Source organism: Pseudomonas sp. IT-196MI5 (assembly GCF_949767415.1).
Classification (GTDB): domain Bacteria; phylum Pseudomonadota; class Gammaproteobacteria; order Pseudomonadales; family Pseudomonadaceae; genus Aquipseudomonas.
In genome coordinates, this window is record NZ_CATKPZ010000069.1 from 1 (window position 1) to 422 (window position 422).

General features: G+C 46.9%; 2 tRNA genes. Both read right to left on the bottom strand.

From position 1 onward, the window contains the following. Nucleotides 1-218: 218 nt before the first annotated feature. Nucleotides 219-294 (bottom strand) — tRNA-Ala (locus ACM6IK_RS25685). Between the two features lie 30 nt (nucleotides 295-324). Next, nucleotides 325-401: transfer RNA gene (locus ACM6IK_RS25690), tRNA-Ile, on the bottom strand. Nucleotides 402-422 lie beyond the last annotated feature (21 nt).

Consider the following 422-nt stretch of genomic DNA (forward strand, 5'->3'; position numbering starts at 1 on the left):
ATGAAGACGACATTCGCCGAAAATTCGCACTTGCTCATAGAGCAACTCACAAATTTTACCTTAGCCTGATCCGTTACCAGTGAAAGCAACGTTCAGTCTATCTTTCTATCACATACCCAAATTTTTAAAGAACGAACTAGTCAAAGACTAGAAATCAACATTCACCATCGAACCGATGGAATGCTCATTTCTAAGCTTTATACAATCAGAAGCAGTAGTGGTGGAGCCAAACGGGATCGAACCGTTGACCTCCTGCGTGCAAGGCAGGCGCTCTCCCAGCTGAGCTATGGCCCCGTATTTCTACAGGCGTTTCCCACACAAAATTGGTGGGTCTGGGCAGATTCGAACTGCCGACCTCACCCTTATCAGGGGTGCGCTCTAACCAACTGAGCTACAGACCCAATTTCGGGCTGCTTCTATAT